This is a genomic window from Janthinobacterium sp. PSRC1-1, from assembly GCF_049897525.1.
In the GTDB taxonomy this organism is placed as follows: Bacteria; Pseudomonadota; Gammaproteobacteria; order Burkholderiales; family Burkholderiaceae_D; genus Janthinobacterium; species Janthinobacterium tructae.
Window position 1 is genome coordinate 291836 of record NZ_JAFCWK010000007.1, and the last position, 14927, is coordinate 306762.

The following is a 14927-nucleotide window of genomic DNA, read 5'->3' on the forward strand; positions in this document are numbered from 1 at the left end:
TATTCAAGGAGTAAACCATGAATCCAGCAATGTGGATCAGCAAGACCGGCGTGCAGGCACAAGATGCCAAACTGCAAGCCATCGCGAATAACCTGGCCAACGTCAACACGGTCGGCTTCAAGCGCGACCGCGTCGTCTTCGAAGACCTGTTTTACCAGGTCGAGCAGCAGCCGGGCACGCAGCGCGCCGACAATACCCTGTCGCCATCGGGCGTACAGCTGGGTAACGGCACCCACATGGTCGGCACGCAAAAGGTGTTTACCACCGGCAGCCTGCAAACGACCAGCCGCGAATTTGACGTCGCCATCACCGGCAATGGCTTTTTGCAAGTACTGCGCCCGAACGGCGAAGCGGCCTACACGCGCGCCGGCCAGCTGGGCATCAATGAAAACGGCGTGATGGTCAATGCCCAGGGCTTGCCGCTGGTGCCGCAGATCACCGTGCCGAACAATGCCACGGCGATCACCATCGGCGAAAACGGCATGGTCACGGCCAGCGTGCCGGGCAATGTCAACGGCACCCAGCTGGGCCAGCTGAACCTCTCCAGCTTCATCAACCCGACGGGCTTGCTGGCACTCGGTGAAAACCTGTTCCAGGAAACGGCATCGAGCGGCACGCCGACGGAAGGCCGTCCCGGCGAAGGCGCACTGGGCAAGCTGAAGCAGTTTGCGCTGGAAGGCTCGAACGTGCAGGTGGTCGAAGAGATGGTCGACATGATCGCGGCCCAGCGCACCTATGAAATGAACACCAAGGTGCTGTCGGCCGCCGACAATATGCTGCAATACCTGGCGCAAGCGGCACGCTGATGACGCTCGTCATGAAAGCCACGGCGGCCCTGCTGCTGGTATTGACGGCCGGTTGCGCCAGCCGCCCGGCCGCGCCCGTGGCGCCCAGCTTTTCCGACACGCCCCTGCCGGTGGCGCCGCGCAGCGCAGCGCGCGGCGGCGTGGGCGGCGGCGTGTTCAATCCCGATGCGGGCCTGGACCTGATCTCGGACAGCCGCGCCTTCCGCGTCGGCGACGTCGTCACGGTAGCCCTGCAGGAAACCACGCAGGCCAGCAAGAAGGCCGGCACCTCGTTCAACAAGGGCTCGTCCGTCGGCGTGAAGGCGGCCAACCTCCTCGGCAAAACCTTCCCCAAGACGGGCATTGATCTCTCCGCCGACCGCAACTTCGCCGGCGACTCGACCAGCACGCAGCAAAATGCCTTGTCCGGCGCCATCACCGTGATCGTGCAGGAAGTGCTGCCGAACGGCTTGCTGCGCGTGCAGGGCGAGAAAACGCTGACCCTGAACCAGGGCGAGGAATTCGTGCGCCTGCGCGGCTACCTGCGCGCGGCCGACATCGATTCGAACAACCAGGTCTCGTCCTTGCGCATCGCCAATGCACAGATCGCCTATTCCGGCCAGGGCACCCTGGCCGAAGCCAATACACCGGGCTGGCTGACGCGCTTCTTCGTCGGCCCATGGATGCCGTTTTAAGGTGACCTCATGAAATTTCGTTCCGCCCTGCCCCTGGCAGCCATGCTGGCCGTGCTCTCCGGCCTTGCCCTGCCCGCCAGCGCCGCGCAAGTGCTGCGCAACCTGGTCAGCATTGAGGGCGTGCGCGACAACCCGCTGATCGGCTACGGCCTCGTCGTCGGCCTGAACGGCAGCGGCGACACCACCCAGGTGAAGTTTTCCAGCCAGTCCGTGGTCAACATGCTCAAGCAGTTCGGCGTGAAGATGCCCGATGGCGCCGAAGCGAAAAGCAAGAACGTCGCCACCGTCATGGTCAGCGCCGTGTTTCCACCAGGATACCGCCGTGGCCAGGCCATCGACGTCACCGTCTCCTCGCTGGGCGATGCGAAAAGCTTGCGCGGCGGCACCCTGCTGCTGACGCAACTGCGGGCGGCCGACAATGAAACGTATGCGCTGGCGCAAGGCAACGTGGTCGTCGGCGGCTTGAACGCCACCGGCAAGAGCGGCTCGTCCGTCACCGTCAACACGCCCACCTCGGGCCGCATTCCCAACGGTGCCAACATCGAGCGCGAGATTCTCAGCGACTTTTCCACCAAGCCTTCCGTCACCCTGAACTTGCGCCACCCGCATTTCGAGACCGCCATCAATATCGTCGAAGCCGTGAACCGCCGCTTCGGCGCCGTCGCCACCACGCGCGACGGCACCAGCGTGGACGTGCTGGCGCCGGAAAACCCGACCCAGCGCGTGGCGTTCATGGCCAAGCTCGAAGCGCTGACCGTCGATGTGGGCGTCGACACGCCGAAAGTGGTCTTCAATTCGCGCACCGGCACCGTGGTCATCGCCGAAGGCTTGCGCGTGAAGGCCGCCGCCGTCACGCACGGCTCGCTCAAGGTCGTCATTTCCGAAAGCTCGGCAGTGAGCCAGCCGGCGCCGTTCGGCCGGGGCCAGACCACCGTCACGCCGCAGTCGAAGGTCTCCGTCGACCAGGGCAATGGCAATATGTTCAAATGGCCGGCCGGTGCCAAGCTGCAGTCGATCATCGACGTGGTCAACAGCCTGGGCGCTTCACCCGATGACATCATGGCAATCTTGCAAGCCCTTGACCAGGCCGGGGCCATCGAAGGCGAACTGGTGGTAATTTGATGATGAATATCAACGACAGCAGCAGCGCCCTGCCCTCGGCGCTCGATGACAAGACCCCCGCCGCGGCCACGCCGGCCGATCCCCGCTACGCGGCCAAGGCCACCGAGGCGGCCGTCAAGTTCGAAGCCTTCTTCATCTCGCACATGCTGCGCCAGATGCGTTCGGGCACGCGCGAGATGGCGGGCGAGGACAGCGTCTTCAAGGACCCCATCAACAGCGACATGCTGGAAATGGCCGACAACCTGGTGGCCGACAAAATGGCCGGCCAGCGTGCCTTCGGCATCGCCGACGCCATCCTGCGCCAGCTGCTGCCAGCGGCCAGCGCGCCCGTTTCGGCCAAAAGCACTGTCAAGACCGACAATATTGCGGCGCCGCTTAATAAAGCTGTCTGAAACGTCGCCTGTAGAAGGTAATAACGATTCACTGCCTGCCCCCCCCCGCACGCGCCACACTCTTCACGAAAGAAAATTGCCCAATGAGCATCATCAGCAATGCATTGTCAGGCAGCATCGCCGCCCAGGCCGCACTGAATGCGGCCAGCCAGAACATCGCCAACCTGCAAACGGCAGGCTATACCCGCCAGGGCGTGCTGTTGTCCTCGCTTGGCGCCGGCGCGGGCGTGCGCTCGGCCGGCAATGGCGTGGAAGTGTCGGCCCTGCTGCGCTTTGCCGATGCGTATAAAAGCCAGCAAATGTGGCGCGCCGCGTCCGACCAGGGCGCCCGTGCGCAGACCCAGCCTTACCTGACGCAGCTCGAGCGCGTGATGGGTGACGACGCCTCCAGCATCAGCAACGGCATCGACGGTTTCTTCAAGGCCCTGAACGCGGCCGCCGTCGACCCGACGTCAACCCCGCTGCGCCAGCAGATCGTCACCTCCGCCGACGCCATGGCGCAACGCTTCAACAGCATCAGCACCGTCATGGGCAACCAGCTGCTGTCGGTGCAGCAGCAACGTACGGCGATCGTGCCGCAAGCCAATACCGCCCTGGCCAACATCGCCGTGCTGAACCAGCGCATCAGCGCCTCCGCCGCCTCGGGCACGAATGTGTCGTCGCTGATGGATGCGCGCGACCAGCTGATCGATGGCCTGGCCGCGCAAATGGGCATCGACGTGCTTGACCAGCCGGACGGCTCGCGCAATGTCGCACTGAAATCGGGCCAGCCGCTGGTCATCGGCAGCCTGGCCGCTACCCTCAGCAGCAACATGACGAACACGGGCGACCAAACCCTGAGCCTCGATTTCGCCAAGTCGTCGTACACCCTCGATCTGGTCGCCATCGGCGGCCAGATGGGCGGCCTGGGCGACTTCGAACAAAATACCCTGAAACCGCTGCAGCAGTCGCTGCAAGACATGGCCACCCAGTTAACCAGCAAGGTCAACACGCAGCTGGCCCTGGGCAAAACCATGGCGGGCGCCGCCGGTGGCCCCCTGCTGGTCTACGCAAATGGCAAGCTGGGCATTACTCCCGGCTTCAACGCGAAGGATCTGGCGCTGTCGCTGACGGGCGCCGCTGGCGATAGCGGCAACTTGCAGAAATTAATCGACATCAAGAATCAATCGATCAGCGTCAGCTGGGTGGGGAATGTCCTGATGAGCGATGCCGACACGCAGCTGGTCGGCAAGCTGGGCGTCTACAGTCAGCAGAACCAGGCCCTGCTGAAGACATCCAACACCGTGCGCGCGCAAGCCATCGACGACTGGAAATCCACCAGCGGCGTGAACAAGGACGAGGAAGCGATGAACCTGGTCGAATTCCAGAATATGTACCAGGCAAACATGAAAGTCATTTCCGTGGCGAATACCTTGTTTGATGCCACTTTGCAAATGATGGGTTAAGGAGAAGAGCATGCGTGTCGCCAGCAGCCAGTACCAAACGCTGATTAATATTTCTCTTCAGCAAAATCAGGAGCGCATCAATTACCTGACCCAGCAGATGTCCTCGGGCTTGCGCATCCAGCTGCCATCGGACGATCCGATCGGCAATGTGCGCATTTCGCGCCTGACGCGCGAGCAAGCCATGGTGACCCAGTACCAGGACAATATCGCGACGGTGAAAGTGCGCCTGCTGAAAAACGAAAACTACCTGTCGAGCATGGTTACCGACATGGGCCAGGCGCGCGACCTGCTGGTATGGGCCGCGGACGGCAGCAATGCGCCGGACGACCTGAATGCGATGACGCAATCGCTGATCGCCATGCGCGACAGCGTACTGTACACGGCCAACCTGAAGGACCAGGAAGGCCGCTATATGTTTTCCGGCACCGCTACCGACCAGCCCGCAATCAAATTCGATCCGCTGGCAACTGCCGGTTCGCGCTACACCTACATCGGCAATACCGACACGCAGACCGTGGTGGTGGGCAATGGCGTGACGCAGACGGCCAACGTCGATGTGGACAAGCTGCAAGTATGGCTGAACAAGATCGACCAGGCCATCGACACGCTGGGCAAGCCCGGCGTCAGCCCCAGCGATCCGGCCGTGCGCGGCGTGGTCGTCGCCGCGCTCGATGGCACCGATGACGGCATGGAATTGCTTTCAGGCAAGATCGCCATCTTCGGCGGCGCGCAAAACATCCTCTCCACGCTGTCCGGCAATCTGAGCAACGTCTCGCTGTCGAACGACATGGCCTTGTCAGATCTGAAGAAGACCGACATGGGCGCGGCAGCCATTGACCTGAACGGCTACCAGACGGCGCTGCAGGCCACGTACAAGGCCTATTCCAAGGTGGGTACCATTTCCCTGTTTGATCTTCTCTGACCATCATGCAAATCGTTCAGACCTCCTCCTCTTCCGGCGTCAATGCCAAAGGCGCGGGCACTGCCCGCGTCGTCGATGACGCGTCCGCTACCATCAATGGCAGCGCCAGCACGCGCAGCGAGGCGACGGCGGCGAGGAGTTCGACGGCAAGCCTGAAGCCCGGCCTGAACAACTGGGATCACCAGCTGCAGGGAGAAATTTCCAACGCGCAACAAACGCTCGATTACCTGGAACGCAGCAGCAGCCAGCTGCAAGCGCTGAAAAGCGAGCTGGCGGCCAAGCTGGCCGCGCGCCAGGGCCGCGAGGGACAAGTGGAAGCGCGCGTGCGCCAGTTCAGCAATACCTGGCGCCAGCGCGCCAGCGCCTCGGCCGGCTCGCTCGACGCACAGCTCGGCTATACCAGCCCGCAGTCGGCACAGCAGCAGTTCAGCATCCGCGGCCTGACCATGGCCAGCCTGCAGGAAGGTCCGCAGGAAGTGCTGGCGTTTTCCGTCGGCGGCGCGAACCAGGCCTTGCGCTCGGTGAATATCGAACCGGGCCTGAGCGAGAGTGAAATCGTGTCCCGCTTCGACCGCGCACTCATGCCGTCAGGCATCAGCGTCAAGCTGGGCGAGAATGGCGAGCTGGTGTTCAGCACGTCAGAAGCGGCCTGGGCCAACGTGCGCGACAGCCTGTCCGTGCGCGGCAGCGGCATCCGCTACCCGACCGGCCAGATGAGCCGCGTGCGCACGGATGAGGAACCGGCCGCCATCGCCCCGGAAGAATGGCATACCGGCGACGTGGAAGCCCTGCGCGCCACCTTGCAGAAAGTGGTGCAGGCGCTGGCACAGTTGCAGGCGGCGCGCAGCTCCGTCAGCCTGGCGCTGGCGCAAGCGACGGGACGCGTGGCCAAGGCGCAGCCGGTGCAAGAGAGCGTCAGCATGGACACCCTGGCGGAAAACTTCACGCAAAAGGCCAGCCAGCCCGGCTATGAATCGCTGCTGGCGATCAGCTCGGCATTGGTCGGCATCAGCCGCGAACGAGTGGTCGCCCTGCTGGGTTTGCGCTGATCGCTGGCGCAGGGCCTGGCCAATGCATCATCTCCCCTAGCTACGGGCGGTGGAAATCCGTAAGATGCTGCTTGCATGTCGGCATGTTGTTTGGACCGCCAGCGCCTGTCATCCATACCCGGAGTCCCCTTGATAAAAACCGCCGCCCGGCTGATCAGTTACGCCCTGCTGGGCAAATCCGACAAGCAGCCCCTCGATATCGCCAAGGTGCGCAAGGTATTAATCTTGCGCAACGACAAGATCGGCGACATGATCGTCACTACGCCATTGCTGCGCGAGCTGAAGAAAAACTACCCGCACTGGAAAATCGACGTGGCCGCCAGCAGCGCCAACCGTGCAGTGCTCGCCGACAATCCGCATGTCAACGACATCATCATCTGGGACAAGCAGCCGCTGCTGCGCGACTTGCGCACCACCATCGCCGACCTGCGCCGGCGCCGCTATGACGTCATCTTCAATCCCTACAACCGTTTCTCGATTCCCTTGCTGTTACGCATCAAATGGCTGGGCGCGCGCTATCTGACGGGCTTCGCCATTCCCAAGTACGGCAGCTCGACGGCCAAACTGGGCATGTTCGACTACACGGTGCCGTGCGACCGCAGCCGCCACATCCTGCATAGTTTCTTCGCCGCGTTCGGGCAATTTGGCTTGCGCGACATCGACATGCACTACGAACTGTTCGGCGTGGACGCGCACGCGGCACAGGTCGACACCGCCTGCGACACCCTGCTGCAGACCCATGAAGGCTTGTTTTGCCTCAATTTCCAGGGCAGCAATGCGCAACGCACGGTCAGCGTGGCCGATGCCCAGCACTGCTGCGCGGCCCTGGCGGCGCGCTACCCGCGCCATGCGCTGCTGGTGATCGCCGCGCCGGGCACGGAGGCGCGCGCGGCCGAGATCGTGCACGGTGCCGGCCATGCCAACGTGATGGCCGCGCCGCCCACCGGCCACATCCTGGAGCTGGCGGCCCTGATACGGCGCTGCGAACTGGTGCTCTCGCCCGACACCTCGGTGATCCACCTGGCCTCCGTGTACGACAAGAAAATCGTCGGCTACTATATCCGCACCGACAACTACCGCTGGTTTTATCCCGCCAGCCGCCACTACCGCGTCATCGTGGCGCCCGGCCTGACCCTGGAAACGGTCAGCACGGACGCTACCCTGGGTGCCGTCGATGAGCTGATGGCCGGCGCTACGCCGCTGCAAGCCACCGCTCAAGCAGCGGGCTGAGCGGCCAAGAGGGCCGCGAACTGTCCCGCCGGTAACGCACGGGAAAAGAAATATCCCTGCGCATAATCGCAGCCGGCGGCGCGCAGCAAATCGCGCTGCGACGCCGTTTCCACGCCTTCGGCCACGACTTTCAGCCCCAGCCGCTGCGCCAGCACAATGAGCGCCTCGCACAGGCCCAATCCGGCATCGTCGCGCCCCAGTTCGCCGACCAGGGAACGGTCGATCTTGAGCATGTCGATATCGGCCGTTTTCAGGCATGCGAGCGAGACCTGGCCGCTGCCGAAATCGTCGAGCGCCAGCGCCAGACCCATGGCGCGGAACTGGCGTAGCCGGTCGACCACCTGACACGCCTCGTCGAGCAGCACCGCTTCCCTGGTTTCGATGACGATGGCGCCCGGCGCCAGGCCCTGGCGCGCCAGGTGCCCGCCCCAGTCCTGGTACAGCGCGGCGTCGCAACGAAATTCCACGGCCGACTTGTTGATGCTGATCTGGAACGCGGTCCCATGCTCGTCTTGCCACTGCCGTGCCTGGCGCACCACCTGCCGAAACACCCACTCGCCGATATCGATGATCAGACCGTTCGCCTCGGCAAAGGCGATGAAATCGGCGGGCAGCAGCAGGCCGCGCAGCGGATGACGCCAGCGCAGCAGCGCCTCGGCCCGCTCGATGACGCCATCGCACAGGCGGATGATGGGCTGGTAATGCACTTCGAACTGGTCCTGCGCCAGCGCCAGGCGCATCTCGCGCACCGTGTTGCGGCGCACTTCGGCCGCCTGCTGCACGGCCGGCGTGAAATAGCTGTAACCGTTGCGCCCCGCGTTCTTGGCCGCATACATGGCCTGATCGGCATGCCGCAGCAAGCTGTCCGGCGCCTCGCCGTCAGCCGGATACAGCGCCACGCCCACGCTGGCCGACACGTGCGCCGTATCGCCGTCGAGCAAGAAAGGCAGGGCCAGCGCGCCCGTCAACTCCTGCAGCACGCGCTCGATGCCGCCCAGCTGCCCCACGCCGGCCAGGATGACGGTGAATTCATCGCCGCCCAGGCGCGCTACCGTATCGGTGGCGCGCACGCGTTCGCTGATGCGCCGCGCCGCCTGGCGCAGCAGCATGTCGCCCTTCTCGTGGCCCAGGCGGTCATTCACCTGCTTGAAGTGGTCGAGGTCAATGAACAGCAGGGCCAGGCAAGCGCCTTCGCGCCCGGCGTGGTGCGCCTCGTGCTGCAGCCGGTCGAGAAACATGTGGCGGTTCGGCAAGCCCGTCAACTGATCGAAATTGGCTTGCCGCCAGATGCGCTCGGACGCCGCGCGCTGCGCCGTGATGTCGCTGACCAGCGCCAGCGCACCGAGGTAGGTGCCGCCGGAGTCGAAGATGGGGTTGGTGGCCAGGGTGGCCCACAAGGTGCTGCCGTCACGCCGCAGGAACTTGAATTCATGGCGTTCAGCAATGCCATCCTGGCGCCGCGCAATGTTGCGCTCCAGGATGGCGCGTCCCTCGTCATCCATGAAGGCCGCCAGCGGCTGGCCCAGCATCTCCTCGATCTGGCAGCCCAGCATGTGCGCCATCTTCGGATTGACAAAGCTGGTCAGCGCCTGCGCATCGATTTCCCAGATGCCCTCCTCGGCACTGTGCACGATGCGCCGGAAGCGCTCTTCGCTGCGTTCAAGCGCGGCCAGCTTGCCCTCGGCCTGCTCCAGCACCAGGCGCAGCGCCTGGCCGTTCGGATCGGCGCTGCCCAGCAGGCTGACGGGCAAGCCGGCCGCGCGCGCGCCGGGACAGGAGCGCAACGGCAGCTGAATACGCTCGGGCTCGCTGCTATTGAGCACGCGCTGCACGAACTGCTCGTAATCGTGACGGAAGGCCTCGTGGATATAGGAACGGAACAGCACGTGGCCGGGCCGTTCCCGCGGCAGGCCGAGCAATTCGGCCGCCACCAGGTTCATCTGCACGATGACGCCATCGAGACCCAGCACGAAATAGGCGACGGGCGCCAGCAGGTATAAATCGTTGAAATACGCTTGTTCGCGTTCAGCCTTCACCCGTTCCGGGCTGAAAACGCCATCGTCGAGCAAAGGCGCGGCATGCTGCGGCACGCCGTCGTGGCAGCGCGGGGAGGAATCCGGAGCAGGTACCGCTTGCGGTGGTGTGTCCATGGCTGTCCTTTGCACCGCCGCCCAGGCAAACAGGCAGGTGCAGTGGCAAGACTAGCACGCGCCATGCGCAGTGTCGAGCGATGCCTGGCGCAGATAACGTTTCTGCCACAAGACCCCTCAGCGGCCCATACTGCGCCGGCGCAAGCCGAAATCATGGCCCACCACCAGCAAGGTGCTGGCCACCAGGCTCGATAGCCCCACGATCAGCTGGATCAGCTTATCGTCAGGCAAGATCCACAGTGACGAGTCCGGCGCCTCGCAGCCCGTCGCAGCACTGATGAGGGGCGCGACCCAGGCCGCGTCCGGCGTCACGTCGAGCACGACGGCGCCGTCGGCGCTGGTCTGCATATAGATGTCGCCCCCTTCGGCGAGGGTAAAGCAGATGCCCACGCCCGTTTCCGTGGCGCGGATATTGTCCTGCATGCTGCGGTTATGCTCCTCGATCCATACTTCCACATCGTATGGCGTTTCCAGGTGCTGCCACGGAACGGGGCGAAAACGGGGACGTTCGTCCGCGCTGGCGGGGGTGTCTGGGATGTTGCTGTCTGCTGCGCCTTGCATGCTCGTTGACCTTTTCTGCGGTGATGTTCTGCGGTGATGCGCGGGACCGGTTGCCCGCCAGCGGCCATTATCCACCGTTCATGGCCAGCATGGTATTGCTGGCGCACATTCATCAGAAAAACTGACAGCTATCAACTTTTAACATCAGCATACCTGACTTAAAATACGCGCCATCTCTTCTTTACAGGCTTTACATGCAAGGCATCAAACGCAAAATCGTCTACGTCACCGCCTTTGAAATCATCGGCATGGCCATTTCCACTGCCTGGCTGACCCTGCTTTCTGGCGAGTCGCCCACCAGTACGGGCCCGCTGGCGCTCATGATCACGACCATCGCCGTGATCTGGAATCTGCTCTACAACACGGCCTTCGAATACTGGGAAATCCGCCAGGTGTCGCGCACGCGCACCGTCTGGCGCCGCATCCTGCACGCGATCGGCTTCCAGATCACGCTGGTGATTTACCTGATCCCGCTGATCGCCTGGTGGCTCGATATCAGCCTGTGGCAGGCGTTCGTGCTGGACTTCGCGCTGATGCTGATCATCCCGTGCTACAGCTTCATCTTCAACTACTTCTTCGACGGCCTGTTCGGCGTGCCGCTGTCGGCGCAGCAGCCCAAGGAAGAGCCCAGCGACGTTCAGGCCGCTTCGTTGAGCAACTGAAGAAAGGAGCGCGCCGCCATGCCCAGCGGCCGGTCCTTCATCCACACCAGGTGGATGGGCACGACCAGGCCATTGCCGGTATTCTTGAACGCCACGCGGCGCACCCGCCCCGCCGCCAGCGAGTGGCCGATGGCCGAGGCGGCAAAATTGCCCCACCCCAGTCCCGCCTCCACCATCGCCAGCGCCATCGGCAAGCTGTCCGTGCGCCAGTAAGACAAGCCCACCACGGGGCGCGCATCGGCCAGGTCGAGTTCGCGGCTGGCCACGATGATCTGGCGCAAATTCACCAATTCCTCGATATACAGGGGCCGGCCCGCCACGTCGGGCGGATGCTGGGTGGAGATAATCGCCAGCAAGGCGTCGCTGCCCACCAGCTGGAACTGTTCCTCGTGATTGATACGCCCGCCAGCGAAGGCCATGCAGGCGCTGATGCGGCCCCGGTGCAGCATGTCGAGCACATCGTCCTGCGGCGCCGTCAGCACCTCGATGTCGAGCAGCGGATGGCGCTGCGACAGCGCGCGCACGGCGGCCAGGAAGGGCGTATGGTCGAGTTCGGCCGCGATGCCCAGCGAAATGCGGCTTTCCAGACCCTGCGACAATTCCTGCACGTGCAGGTGCAACTGCTTCAGCTGTTCGGCGATCAGGCGCGCATGCGGCAGCAGCGCCATCGCGGCCGGCGTGGGCACGGCTTCGCGCGCGCCCCGGTCGAACAGGGCGATGCCCAGTTCCGCCTCGATGTTGGCCATCGCCATGCTGACGGCGGACGGCGCCCGCCGCAGGGCGCGCGCGGCGGACGAGAACGAGCCGCCGTCGACGACGGCCAGGAACAGTTCGATGTTATGGCTGGAGAGTTTCATGGAAAAGAGCGCGGCACTTTTGCGTGCGCCAGAGGTCAAAAGCCAGGCAAGGCAAGAAAGGAGCAGCCATGCCGCATCGACTTCCCTACCGCCGCAGCGGTTATGTATCGGACTTTACCCGCTTTATCGACGGCTATCTGCAAGCGCATCCCGCAGTGCGGGAAAGCCAGTGCCAAGGCTGGCGCATCTGGTGGGAGCGCCCCGCCAACCTGCACGAACTGAAACTGATCCAAGCCGACAGCGTGCCCGAGCCGCCCTACCACTACGACTAAAAAGTCTTAGCCTTTCCAGACGCGCTGCAATCCCGTATCGGCATGAATCCAGCCGCCACGGGGACCGTTGCGGTAATAGAAGCCCACGCCGCCCTGCTTGAAGCTGCGCACCAGCGAACCGAGCACTTCCGCGTTCAGATTCGCCACGCGGATGTCGGCGGCGCGGCCCGAGATGTGCAGCGACTGGCGCGCGGCCGGCACGCCCGCTTCGCGCAGCTTGCCGTTCGACTCGGCCGTGCGGTAGCCCGACAGGATCTCCAGCGGCTGCTCGATGCCGTAGCGGGCCACGAACGCTTGCGTGCCCCACAGGGTTTCCAGCAGTTTCGGGTCGATGGGCGCCGTCTTCTTGCCGTTCACGTCGCGCAGCAGGTGGCACAGTTCCTGGTAGGCCGAATCGATGACTTCGCCATCTTTCCAGTACAGCAGTTTCGCCTTTTCATTGCTGGCCGGGCGCACCACTTCCAGGGTGCGCGGCTTGAGCCAGAATTCCAGGTCCAGCGCCTGCGCATCGAAGATGTCGGGAGGCGGTGCCATCTCCGTGATGGCCTGGCGCGACTGCGACGTGATCGAGCGGTCGACGCTGGCCAGTTGCGTCGGCTGGGGCGGCACGCCCGTGCGCGGCGCGCGCGGCTTGGCGCTGGCCGAAGCCGAGGCGGGAGCGGCCGTGCGCGAGGCGCAGCCGATGAGCGGGGTGGCTACCAGGCCCAGCGCGGCCAGGCCCATACCGTGATGTAGAAAATTTCTGCGCGATGCCATAGTCAGTCCAATTTAACGATGGGAATACTATAGCGTATTGTGCTGCGAAGAAAAACCCTCAATGCCTATCGTGCCGCCCTCATTTCGGCATCAGGCGCCTTGGGCGGCCGCCGCGCTGGCCGCGACGGCCCTGTTTGCCTGCGCCAGCGCCGTCAACGGTTTATCCAATAAATAGCCCTGGGCCACGATGGGCAAGCCCGTGGCGGCGGCGACGCGCTGCAGCGCGGCCAGCGCCGCCGGCGTGTCGAGGCGTTTAAAAATGACGCGGATGTTCGCCGCATGGCACACGGTGACGAAGCTGGCAACGGCTTGCTCGTCGCTGAGGTTGCCCGCGTCGAGCTTGAACGCATGCGGATGCAAACGCTCCAGCATGCCTGTGGCCTCCTGCACGCTGGCCACGTTGATGGCCAGGCGGAAACCGTTGCGCCGGTAATTGTCGGCCACGTAATTGAGCAGCCAACCCTGGTTCGGCGTGACCGTCGGCAATTGCAGCACGATGCGCTCGATGGGCAAGCCCAGCGCGTCGAGGATGCGCTGGAAGGCGTGCCCGTGATTGCTGCTGACGGCGCTCAGCAGGCGATCGTGCACGTTCAGGTACAGGTCGGACTGCTCCGCTTCGCCCTGGCGAAAGAAATTGATGGCGTGCAGCATGCGGCACAGCCGGTCCAGCTCCACGGATTCGTCGTCGCTGGCCGCGTGATCGAGCAAACGCCACAGCGACAAGCCCTCGTCCGCCTTCGACACGCTGCGCGCCAGGCCCTCGAACGCCACCAGCTTGCCGCTGTCCAGTTCGCGCAGCGGCTGGAAGGCGCTGGTCATGGTGCAATTGAAAAAGCGCCCCAACGCCCTGCCCTCCCCGTCGAGCCAGACGCTGGTGCCAGCCTGGGTTTGATGCGACAAACGGGCCAGGTAGTTTTTCAGGACGGGAAATGCCATACGTGCTCCTTCATCGGGCTGCGCCGGCATCCCGCATGGGGAAGACGACGCCAAAGTGTGCAGAGTAAGGCGGCGCCAGGCAAAGGAGAACGAATGGTTTCGCCATTTGATATGCGGCCAGCACATAAGGGAGGCGACAGCCAGCGCATAACGATAGTCGGAAACATTCCTTCCAGCACCCTGCCACGGCCTTTACTGTGGACGTGTACCGATACCATCAGGAAGGGCCGCCATGTGCCAGTTACTCGCAATGAACAGCAGCAAGCCGGCCGCGCTGGGATTTTCCTTTGCCGGCTTTGCCGAACGGGGCGGCCGCACGGACGAGCACCGCGACGGCTGGGGCATCGCCTATCATTCCAGTGGCGGCTGCACCTTGCTGACGGACCACCTGGCGGCCATCGATTCGCCGCTGGCCGCCACCGTGCAGCAGCATCCCGTGAAGGCGAAAAACATCGTCGCGCACATCCGCAAGGCCACGCAGGGCCGCATCGCACCGGAAAACACCCACCCGTTCGCCCGCGAACTGTGGGGCAAGACCTGGTCCTTCGCCCACAATGGCGACTTGAAAACCTGGCGCCCGCCCGCCAATGCCTGCTACCGCGCCAACGGCGACACGGACAGCGAACAGGCTTTCTGCCACCTGCTGGCCCGCTTGCGCACGCAGTTTCCCGCAGGTGAACCGGCGCGCGCGGCCTTGCGCGCCGCCATCGGCGAGGTGGCGCGCGAGCTTGCCGCGCACGGCAGCTTCAATTTCATCCTGTCAGACGGCGAACTGCTGTTTGCCCACTGTTCCACGCATTTGCACTATGTAATACGCGAGTACCCCTTTTCCGTGGCGCAACTGATCGATTGCGAGCGCAGCATCGACTTTCGCCAGCACAACCATCTGGACGACCGCATCGCCGTCATCGCCACGCATCCGCTGACGCAAAACGAGGAGTGGCTGGCATTCGCGCCCGGCGAACTGAAACTGTTTGCCGGCGGAACCTTGCTGCCGGAAAACGATAGCGCACAGCCGGGCGTGTATATCCAGATCAGTTACTGAAGGGAAATATTCAAAGTGAGGGAAAGGCCCGCCGCCGGATGGGCGGGC

16 protein-coding genes are annotated in these 14927 nt (G+C 63.9%); 11 read left to right on the top strand and 5 right to left on the bottom strand.

Annotation, left to right across the window (positions count from 1 at the left end; all coding sequences use genetic code 11):
* The first annotated feature begins 17 nt into the window (after positions 1 to 17).
* The 8 genes from flgG to ACP7DW_RS17740 all read left to right on the top strand — a co-directional run bounded on the left by flgG (position 18) and on the right by ACP7DW_RS17740 (position 7640).
* Positions 18 to 806, top strand: coding sequence for a flagellar basal-body rod protein FlgG (gene flgG, locus ACP7DW_RS17705; RefSeq protein WP_180287771.1), 789 nt, complete (start codon positions 18 to 20; stop codon positions 804 to 806).
* On the top strand, positions 806 to 1480 hold the full coding sequence (gene flgH, locus ACP7DW_RS17710) for a flagellar basal body L-ring protein FlgH (RefSeq protein ID WP_426055977.1): 675 nt from the start codon (positions 806 to 808) through the stop codon (positions 1478 to 1480). The genes flgG and flgH overlap by 1 nt, the downstream gene beginning before the upstream one ends.
* Positions 1481 to 1489: 9 nt before the next feature.
* Positions 1490 to 2602, top strand: a complete 1113-nt coding sequence (locus tag ACP7DW_RS17715; protein WP_426055978.1) for a flagellar basal body P-ring protein FlgI — start codon at positions 1490 to 1492, stop codon at positions 2600 to 2602.
* Positions 2602 to 2994 carry a rod-binding protein gene (locus tag ACP7DW_RS17720; RefSeq protein WP_426055979.1) on the top strand — a complete coding sequence of 131 codons (393 nt, stop codon included), beginning with the start codon at positions 2602 to 2604 and terminating at the stop codon, positions 2992 to 2994. Before ACP7DW_RS17715 ends, ACP7DW_RS17720 begins: the two co-directional genes overlap by 1 nt.
* An 83-nt stretch (positions 2995 to 3077) precedes the next feature.
* Entirely contained in the window at positions 3078 to 4439 is a 1362-nt protein-coding gene (flgK, locus tag ACP7DW_RS17725; RefSeq protein WP_426055980.1) for a flagellar hook-associated protein FlgK, read from the top strand.
* Between the two features lie 10 nt (positions 4440 to 4449).
* Positions 4450 to 5361, top strand: coding sequence for a flagellar hook-associated protein FlgL (gene flgL, locus ACP7DW_RS17730; RefSeq protein WP_426055981.1), 912 nt, complete (start codon positions 4450 to 4452; stop codon positions 5359 to 5361).
* A gap of 5 nt (positions 5362 to 5366) precedes the next feature.
* Entirely contained in the window at positions 5367 to 6410 is a 1044-nt protein-coding gene (locus ACP7DW_RS17735) for a hypothetical protein (protein ID WP_426055982.1), read from the top strand.
* Between the two features lie 129 nt (positions 6411 to 6539).
* Positions 6540 to 7640: a glycosyltransferase family 9 protein gene (locus ACP7DW_RS17740; protein ID WP_426055983.1), complete on the top strand. Its 1101-nt coding sequence runs from the start codon at positions 6540 to 6542 to the stop codon at positions 7638 to 7640.
* Here the strand turns inward: ACP7DW_RS17740 and ACP7DW_RS17745 are convergent.
* Positions 7625 to 9790 (bottom strand): putative bifunctional diguanylate cyclase/phosphodiesterase, encoded by a 2166-nt coding sequence (locus ACP7DW_RS17745; protein ID WP_426055984.1) that lies wholly within the window; start codon positions 9788 to 9790, stop codon positions 7625 to 7627. The two genes, ACP7DW_RS17740 and ACP7DW_RS17745, sit on opposite strands and share 16 nt — an antisense overlap.
* Positions 9791 to 9907: 117 nt before the next feature.
* On the bottom strand, positions 9908 to 10351 hold the full coding sequence (locus ACP7DW_RS17750) for a hypothetical protein (protein ID WP_426055985.1): 444 nt from the start codon (positions 10349 to 10351) through the stop codon (positions 9908 to 9910).
* Between the two features lie 194 nt (positions 10352 to 10545).
* On the opposite strand from ACP7DW_RS17750, the gene ACP7DW_RS17755 reads away from it, so the two are divergent.
* Entirely contained in the window at positions 10546 to 11013 is a 468-nt protein-coding gene (locus ACP7DW_RS17755) for a PACE efflux transporter (protein WP_426055986.1), read from the top strand.
* Here ACP7DW_RS17755 and ACP7DW_RS17760 read toward each other — a convergent pair.
* The gene (locus ACP7DW_RS17760; protein WP_426055987.1) at positions 10989 to 11870 is read right to left on the bottom strand and encodes a LysR family transcriptional regulator; all 882 of its coding nucleotides are present in this window, start codon (positions 11868 to 11870) and stop codon (positions 10989 to 10991) included. The two genes, ACP7DW_RS17755 and ACP7DW_RS17760, sit on opposite strands and share 25 nt — an antisense overlap.
* Before the next feature lie 68 nt (positions 11871 to 11938).
* Here ACP7DW_RS17760 and ACP7DW_RS17765 point away from each other — a divergent pair, with 68 nt between their 5' ends.
* Complete coding sequence (locus ACP7DW_RS17765; protein WP_426055988.1) at positions 11939 to 12142, top strand: DUF3460 family protein; 204 nt, start codon at positions 11939 to 11941, stop codon at positions 12140 to 12142.
* Positions 12143 to 12148: 6 nt separating this feature from the next.
* Here the strand turns inward: ACP7DW_RS17765 and ACP7DW_RS17770 are convergent, their stop codons facing one another.
* Positions 12149 to 12898 (bottom strand): YcbK family protein, encoded by a 750-nt coding sequence (locus ACP7DW_RS17770; RefSeq protein WP_426055989.1) that lies wholly within the window; start codon positions 12896 to 12898, stop codon positions 12149 to 12151.
* A 90-nt stretch (positions 12899 to 12988) separates the two neighbouring features.
* On the bottom strand, positions 12989 to 13834 hold the full coding sequence (locus ACP7DW_RS17775) for an EAL domain-containing protein (protein ID WP_426055990.1): 846 nt from the start codon (positions 13832 to 13834) through the stop codon (positions 12989 to 12991).
* A gap of 232 nt (positions 13835 to 14066) precedes the next feature.
* Between ACP7DW_RS17775 and ACP7DW_RS17780 the strand changes: the two genes are divergently transcribed.
* Positions 14067 to 14879 (top strand): class II glutamine amidotransferase, encoded by an 813-nt coding sequence (locus ACP7DW_RS17780; protein ID WP_426055991.1) that lies wholly within the window; start codon positions 14067 to 14069, stop codon positions 14877 to 14879.
* The last annotated feature ends 48 nt before the right edge of the window (positions 14880 to 14927 follow it).

Bases quoted from the DNA above. Each gene is read 5' to 3' on its own strand.
- flgG (WP_180287771.1), top strand. From the start codon at position 18: ATGAATCCAGCAATGTGGATCAGCAAGACCGGCGTGCAGGCACAAGAT.
- flgH (WP_426055977.1), top strand. From the start codon at position 806: ATGACGCTCGTCATGAAAGCCACGGCGGCCCTGCTGCTGGTATTGACG.
- ACP7DW_RS17715 (WP_426055978.1), top strand. From the start codon at position 1,490: ATGAAATTTCGTTCCGCCCTGCCCCTGGCAGCCATGCTGGCCGTGCTC.
- ACP7DW_RS17720 (WP_426055979.1), top strand. From the start codon at position 2,602: ATGATGAATATCAACGACAGCAGCAGCGCCCTGCCCTCGGCGCTCGAT.
- flgK (WP_426055980.1), top strand. From the start codon at position 3,078: ATGAGCATCATCAGCAATGCATTGTCAGGCAGCATCGCCGCCCAGGCC.
- flgL (WP_426055981.1), top strand. From the start codon at position 4,450: ATGCGTGTCGCCAGCAGCCAGTACCAAACGCTGATTAATATTTCTCTT.
- ACP7DW_RS17735 (WP_426055982.1), top strand. From the start codon at position 5,367: ATGCAAATCGTTCAGACCTCCTCCTCTTCCGGCGTCAATGCCAAAGGC.
- ACP7DW_RS17745 (WP_426055984.1), bottom strand. From the start codon at position 9,790: ATGGACACACCACCGCAAGCGGTACCTGCTCCGGATTCCTCCCCGCGC.
- ACP7DW_RS17750 (WP_426055985.1), bottom strand. From the start codon at position 10,351: ATGCAAGGCGCAGCAGACAGCAACATCCCAGACACCCCCGCCAGCGCG.
- ACP7DW_RS17755 (WP_426055986.1), top strand. From the start codon at position 10,546: ATGCAAGGCATCAAACGCAAAATCGTCTACGTCACCGCCTTTGAAATC.
- ACP7DW_RS17760 (WP_426055987.1), bottom strand. From the start codon at position 11,870: ATGAAACTCTCCAGCCATAACATCGAACTGTTCCTGGCCGTCGTCGAC.
- ACP7DW_RS17765 (WP_426055988.1), top strand. From the start codon at position 11,939: ATGCCGCATCGACTTCCCTACCGCCGCAGCGGTTATGTATCGGACTTT.
- ACP7DW_RS17770 (WP_426055989.1), bottom strand. From the start codon at position 12,898: ATGGCATCGCGCAGAAATTTTCTACATCACGGTATGGGCCTGGCCGCG.
- ACP7DW_RS17775 (WP_426055990.1), bottom strand. From the start codon at position 13,834: ATGGCATTTCCCGTCCTGAAAAACTACCTGGCCCGTTTGTCGCATCAA.
- ACP7DW_RS17780 (WP_426055991.1), top strand. From the start codon at position 14,067: ATGTGCCAGTTACTCGCAATGAACAGCAGCAAGCCGGCCGCGCTGGGA.